The 6,484-nt window shown below is 59.7% G+C and carries 6 protein-coding genes; 2 read left to right on the top strand and 4 right to left on the bottom strand.

Annotated elements, in window-relative coordinates:
* Positions 1-126 precede the first annotated feature (126 nt).
* The 4 genes from RAS12_RS04215 to RAS12_RS04200 form a co-directional block, all read right to left on the bottom strand.
* A complete protein-coding gene (locus RAS12_RS04215; RefSeq protein WP_306945437.1) occupies positions 127-1,767 on the bottom strand; it encodes a TolC family outer membrane protein in 1,641 nt (546 codons plus the stop codon).
* The gene (locus tag RAS12_RS04210) at positions 1,760-2,629 is read right to left on the bottom strand and encodes a hypothetical protein (protein WP_306945435.1); all 870 of its coding nucleotides are present in this window, start codon (positions 2,627-2,629) and stop codon (positions 1,760-1,762) included. The genes RAS12_RS04215 and RAS12_RS04210 overlap by 8 nt, the downstream gene beginning before the upstream one ends.
* A gap of 30 nt (positions 2,630-2,659) precedes the next feature.
* Positions 2,660-3,451, bottom strand: coding sequence for a SapC family protein (locus tag RAS12_RS04205; protein WP_306945433.1), 792 nt, complete (start codon positions 3,449-3,451; stop codon positions 2,660-2,662).
* A 363-nt stretch (positions 3,452-3,814) separates the two neighbouring features.
* Positions 3,815-4,522, bottom strand: a complete 708-nt coding sequence (locus RAS12_RS04200) for a LuxR C-terminal-related transcriptional regulator (protein ID WP_306945431.1) — start codon at positions 4,520-4,522, stop codon at positions 3,815-3,817.
* Between the two features lie 313 nt (positions 4,523-4,835).
* Here RAS12_RS04200 and RAS12_RS04195 point away from each other — a divergent pair, with 313 nt between their 5' ends.
* Together RAS12_RS04195 and RAS12_RS04190 are read left to right on the top strand one after the other, a co-directional pair.
* A complete protein-coding gene (locus RAS12_RS04195) occupies positions 4,836-5,366 on the top strand; it encodes a hypothetical protein (RefSeq protein WP_306945429.1) in 531 nt (176 codons plus the stop codon).
* 186 nt (positions 5,367-5,552) lie between these two features.
* Positions 5,553-6,275, top strand: coding sequence for a carbonic anhydrase (locus RAS12_RS04190; protein WP_306945427.1), 723 nt, complete (start codon positions 5,553-5,555; stop codon positions 6,273-6,275).
* Positions 6,276-6,484: the final 209 nt, after the last annotated feature.

The following is a 6,484-nucleotide window of genomic DNA, read 5'->3' as shown; positions in this document are numbered from 1 at the left end:
ATCGTCACTCGATATCTGAATTTGCGGGCGCAACGCACGCCCTGAATTAAACGATTAGCGGCCACCCGGCATAGCACCGGATGGCCCTGCTGATAGTTGGCGCCAACCGCGCGCCGTGTCCTGCGCTTACAGCATCTGCTGACTGATCGCCGCGATGTCGGCGGCGCTCAAGGTTCCTGCGCCCTGCTTGAGCTTTAGCCCGTCCAGCACGAAGTTGTAGCCAGCCTCGGCTTGCTGCCGCTTCGCGTTGTACAGATTCCGCGTGGCGTCCAGCACGCTGACAATGTCATTCAGGCCAGCGGTAAAGCCTTCTTCCTTCAGCTTTAACGCCAGTTCAAAAGACTGCACCGAACTGTTCAACGCACGCATCCGGTCTATGCCGATCACGATGTTCTGAAACGACGAGAACACCTGACGCTGCACCTTGCGGCGCGTCAGGCTCAGGTCGGACGACGCCGCGCTCAGGCGGCTGGCGGCAGCGTGGCTCATGCCGTAGGTGTAGCCACTTTGAAAGATGGGAACGTTCAGGTTCACCGTCACGCGGGTGTCGGCTACCGTGCTGCCGCCCCCAAACAAGCTGCCGCCCGTTTCGTTGCGTCCGGTGGACGCGCGCAGATTCACGCTGGGGTAGTACCCCGCCTTCTGCACCGACACTTCTTTTTCGGCCACGGCCACGCCGGCGGACGCGGCGCGTATCGACCAGTTTTGCTCCAGCGCCGTTCGCAGCCAGGCTTGCGGATCATTCGGCACCGGCATGGACATGGGCAGATCCTTGCGGACCGGGCGCAACTTCAGATTGCCAAAGCCGATGATTTCCTGAACCGCCTGCTGCTTGTCCAGATAGTCGTTCTGGGCCAGCAGCGTATTGGCATCCTGGATGTCCAGGCGCGCCTGAACTTCGCTCAGCCCAACCCGCGTTTCCTGACCGCTGTGATAACGCGCCTGCACCAGCTCCATCTGCTTTTGCGTGGTGCGGCGTTCGGCTTCGGTCAACTCAACCTGATCTTGCGCCGCCAGCACGCTGAGATAGGCGGTAGCGGTGCGCAGCATCAAATCCTGCTGCGCATAGGCATAGCTGGCCACTTGCTTGCGTTCGGCGTCTTGCGACTGGCGCCACTTGTGATACGCGCCCAGTTCAAAGATGGGCTGATTCAGCGTCAGCGCCCAACCGTTTTCCGCCCAAGCGGCGCGACCTGTCTGATAGACCGCGTTTTCGCTGTCGACCACGTTCTGGCGCACCTTGCTGCGGTTGACCTCACCGCTGACGCTGGGCAACAGGCCGGCGCGCGCCGACATCACGCCATAACCCACGGCTTGCAACTCTTGATAAGCGCCTTGCAGTTGCGGATCGTTTTGCAACGCCATCATGTAGACCTGATCCAGCGTCATCGGATCAGTTTGATCCGGCAGCTGGGCGCCGTTGTAGGCGGGCATGTTTTCGGCCAGATAGGACGCAGGCGCGGGCAAAACGGTTTTTTCGTCAAAGCGCGGCGCGGGTTCGGGCGGCACTGTGTCCATCTGCGCGCTGGGCGCGGCCAGGCCGAAACGAGTGGTCTCGCGCGGTCCGGTTGCGCCCATTTTGAGCGTGCCGCCTTCGGTCTGCACCCCGGCGGCCGGCGTTTCCGTAGCGCCCGCGCTGGCGGTGGCCGGCGCCGTGCCACTGCGGGCGGCGCAACCGGCCAGGCTCATGGCGGCAAGCACCGCCATCGCGACCATGCCCTTGCGCGCAAGCGCCGGGCGGAAGAAAAGCGTGTCGTGGTCAGTCATAGTAGACAGTCAGAAACTCATGTCCGTCCCGCGCGGTGCCAGCAGCCAGGCTATAGAGGCTGCGCGGTTCGTCGGGCAAGAGAAACCCCAGCACCTCGCTTTCGGCCAACGCCAGACTGGCGGCCAAACGCAAAAGATCGGGAATGAAAGCACGCAAGGGCAAGTCCGCCCCGCGGAACGTCAGCGTGAAAGAGTCGCGACGCGTGTCGGCTTCTTCTACTTCCAAAAACATGAACCCGCAGGGGTCAGCTTGCGCAGAGGCCTGCTGCACGATGCCTTCGGCCACCTGACGCAAAACCGGATTACGCAGCTTTGCCAGATAGGGGTCCAGATGCTGGTTAAACGCAGCCGGGCTTTCCAGGTGACGCATGCGATAGGCTGTGATGGCGGCCTCGCGTTGCGTTGCCGGGTGCCATTTGTAGCCGCAGCCCAAGGGCAGCACGCCATGTTGGCGCAGCGCCTCGGGCGCAGGCATGAACTCCAGATAGACGCGGTATGTGCCCGCGCCTTCGTCGGGTTCGTAGGCAAAGAACATGGCACGCGCCTGCTCCATGTCCTGCACCATGCGCATCCACAGGGATTGCGGAATGGCCAGCAGCTGCGATAGCGTGGCCAGATCCAGCTGATGCCAGTGATCTCGCTGGATGCCCAACATGAACCGGTTGCCGACCAGGCCCGCGGCCGAGAACTTCATCGACCACTCAACACCGTCAATCTGCTTGCCATTGAAGGCAGACAGCAGCCGGTCGGCCCAGATCCGGGCTTCTCCCCGCAACGTGTGCAAGGGAATATGGATCTCGGGCTCTGAACCGGGCGCAGCCGGGCGCTGACCGACAGCGGGCGTCAGGGTGGCGGTCAGCATGAGTCTGGCCGGTGAGTGCGCGTATTGAAATCAGGCAGCGGCTTCATTGGGCGCGGCGTCAGTCGTGGACGCCACGTCCTTTTGCTGCTGCGCTTTCAAACGGCGCTGCTCATCCAGCTGCATGGCCAGACGCTGGACGTTGCCCAGCGATGCGCGATGCAACTCGATCAAACGCAGAATGCCGGCGCTATGCAGCTCGACCACGCGGGCATCATCGATGCCCGCGAATTTTTGTTCGTCCACCACCCAGAAGCCGCTCAGGTAGCGGTCGCCATCGGCTTGCGAAATCGTGATGGTCTTGGCTGCCAGCAGGCCCAGATCATTCAGGCGCTTGGCCATGTTCTTGGTCAATTCCATCTCGCCCTGGAACACACGCAGAAATTCCATCATCTGCGTCAGGTACGCGGTTTCCTTGCCATCTTCAAACAGCGCCACGCCTTCGGTGGTATTGATGCCGGGGTAGGACTCGTCAATGCACACGGCCAGGCGATCGGCCTCGGACGTCGTGCCCAACACAAACGGGTAACGGCGCGCAAAAGCGGGCACGTAGGTGTCGGTCTTCCAGGTGCCGTTTTCGGTGACGAACAGGTTCGACTTGTCTTCCAGGCCCAGCAGCACGGCCACATGGAAATTGCCGGCTTCGTCGCCTACGAAAACGATGGGGTAATGGCGGCCAGCATCAGCGAATTCGCTTGCCGCGATGGGCAGCGCGTTAGTGTCATGCGCGAAGGCATAGTGATCCGGCTGAATCTGAATCCGGGTTTCTTGATGCGCCGCGCGATCCAGCGCAACAGCCCGCTCGTAGAACACAGTCGCTGACATTTGATAAATCTCCTTACCCCGGTTATTGGCACTAATCCGTTTTCGGTAAGGCCTGCGACCCACTATGGCGTTTAACGCCTTTCCCGAAAAATCAATGCATCGTTTGGTTGAACGAATGCAAGAATTAGACGGGTTTTGTCAGACTTCGTCTATCCCTGAAACTAGGCATATCGTGTATGAAACTTCCCATAAAACACGGCATGCGAATTCAGATAAATATAAATCGATATATTTCAAATCAACCCGCAAAGCGGTCGCAAATTCGCGTGCAATCGATCGCAATCATCGCGCGTTTTTTTACAAAATAAATCCGAATAATGTCTGAGGTGCCTCAAACCGGGAGCGACAACAGGCCCTGCCAGCTCAATTGATCAGGCCGGATACGCGGGCCGTATGTATCGCCTTTGTCCGCGAGGACACGCGAAGTTTGCGATAGACGTGTTTGATATGTCGTTCAACGGTATGACGCGACAAAGTCAGTTGTTCGGCAATTTCGCGATTGCCCAACCCTTCTGCAACCATGCGCAGAATCTGCGTCTCGCGGCGGCTCAGTTGTCCGCTGCTTTCCGTCTCGGCATCACTATCGATGTCGGCGCCGCTGGCCGCCGCAGGCTGAGACCGGAATTCTTGAATCAACCGCCGCGCAATGAAGGGATCGATTGCCGCGCCGCCTTGTAAGGCGCTGCGGATGGAAAGCAGCACTTCAAGATCATCGCGTTCCTTCAGCACATACCCCACCGCGCCCGCGCGTAACGCAGCAAGTATCGTGTCCTCGGAGCTCCAGGCCGACACCACCACGATCACGCATTCCCGATTGGCCGCGTGCATCTCGGCGATCAGTTCCAGACCATTACCATCCGGCAAGCCCAAATCCACCAGCGCCACCGCGATTGGCAAGCGGGCAGCGCATGCCCGCCCTTCGGCCAGCGTCGAAGCGAATACCAAGTCGTCCCGCGTGTAGCCCAGGCGCAGCAGCAGCCCTTCTAAACGTAGACTAATCAAAGGCTCGTCTTCCAGCAGCAACACCGGAGCACGCAGCAAGAACGGAGAATGGACCGAATCGGCGGGCATGGAGATAAACGTAGAAGCGATCGTTGCCGGCTATGTCTGCCCCCAGGCGGACAGCGAAGCAATACGCGTAAATATGGCCGCTATGGCGACGCCACGCGGGACTGAATACTACTTGCATCCAATGCAACGGATCAATGCGTCATCTGCATTTTGACGATGTAACGTTTGAATCCCCTGAACAATTCACTCTCCCCAAGGCATTCAAGCCCCGACGTGGTGCATGACATCGCGTATACCCGTAGCCCCACCAATACAGCAGACGCCAGACCTGCGCGCTGACAGCGCCAACTGCCGCGTATGCCAGAATAATGCGATGAACCTCACTCTCTGCCTGGCCGCTTTGCTATTGATCACGCTGGTTTGCGTGATCTACCGCTTGCGCCACCCCAATCCAGGTGACACCGGACGCCGCATCATTAGCGACGTATTTGCTGGCGCCGCGATATATGCGTTTCTGGCTCCGTTGGCCGGAGGCATGGCAGTCACGCTGGGTTTGGCAATTGTTACGTGGGACGCTAATTCGCTAAGTCTGGCTTTATTGGGCGCGCCCTGGTTCTATCTATTTGGACTGGTTCCTGCGTTGATGTGCGGGGCGGCCGCTGGCGCCCTCAAGCCCGCGGTGTCATCGTGGCGTGCTTGGGGCAGGATGACGGCCATCGGCGGCTTATACGGCTTCTCTTTATTTCTGGCATTCAGCCGTTGGGAAATGAGCTGGACCGAGTTCATATTCCCTCTGTTCGTTGGCGCCTTGCCGGGCGCCATAGGCAGCGCCATCTGTGCACGCCTGTATTACGGCAAGCCCGGAAGCCACCCGTCTGCTGCCAACGAGACACAGCAAGCCTGACTGGCAGCATTGCCAAGCAGCGAGTTGCCCGCAGGCACACATACACCAGCCGTCCGGCTTCAAGCTGGTATCGCAAACGCACCCTGTAATACGTCATCATCCAAAAAAATACGCTGCCGCACCGCGATGCGGCAGCACAATAGGGACGCACGTTTCTCTGGACACCCCGTCTTTCAGGAGAGCCCCATGTGCGACTGTTCATCTTTTCTTGCCTGCCTGCATATCAATCGTCAGCGCCGTGTCCTGTTGGGCGCGGCGGCCATCGCCGCCGTCAGCAGCACGGGGTGGCTGGGAGCCGCCCACGCCGCAGTGCCATCCAACGATATCGGCCCCGATGCGGCATTGAAGCGCCTGATGGCCGGTAACGCCCGCTATGTGGCCAATAGGCCCCAGACGCGGGACTATTCGGCGGGGCGCGCTGCCCGGGTCAAAACGCAAAAACCCATTGCCGCCATTCTGAGTTGTTCCGATTCCCGGGTTGCGCCCGAATTGGCGTTTGACCAAGCTCCCGGTGACCTGTTCATCGTGCGTCTTGCGGGCAACTTCGTAAACGACGACGGCTTGGCCAGTTTGGAATACGGAACGGTGTTCTTGCATGCGCCACTGATCCTGGTGCTTGGCCACAGCAATTGCGGCGCGGTGGACGCGACGGTGAAGGTGCTGAAGGACAACGCCCAGTTGCCTGGTCATCTGCCTGCGCTGGTCAATGCGATCAAACCCGCTGTCGAGTTCGCGCGCCGCTCTGGTGCAGCCGACCTGCTCGCTGCGGCAATCGCGGAGAATGTGCGTCTGGCGGTTGATCGTTTGAAAACGGCGCAACCGGTCTTGCAAGACTTGGTGCAGCAGAAAAAGCTTTCCGTCGCTGGCGGCGTCTACGACTTGGCGACGGGCAAAGTCACGCTGATGTAAGGCCACTTGTCCGTTCCCGATGTATTCGCAACATTGATCCGCAGCAGCGGCCCGATGGGATTTCAACCGCGTTCAGAAATAACGCGTCTGCCTGCAATGCGCATGGGACTTTAGTCCTATGTGGCGTGTCGTCCACATCTGCAACCGCCCCGCATTTCGTTGACTGGGCAGAGGCCCTTTGTTAAATTTTTACGCGTCAACACCATGTC

The organism is Achromobacter seleniivolatilans (assembly GCF_030864005.1).
Lineage (GTDB): Bacteria > Pseudomonadota > Gammaproteobacteria > Burkholderiales > Burkholderiaceae_B > Achromobacter > Achromobacter seleniivolatilans.
This window is presented reverse-complemented; position numbering and strand designations above follow the sequence as displayed.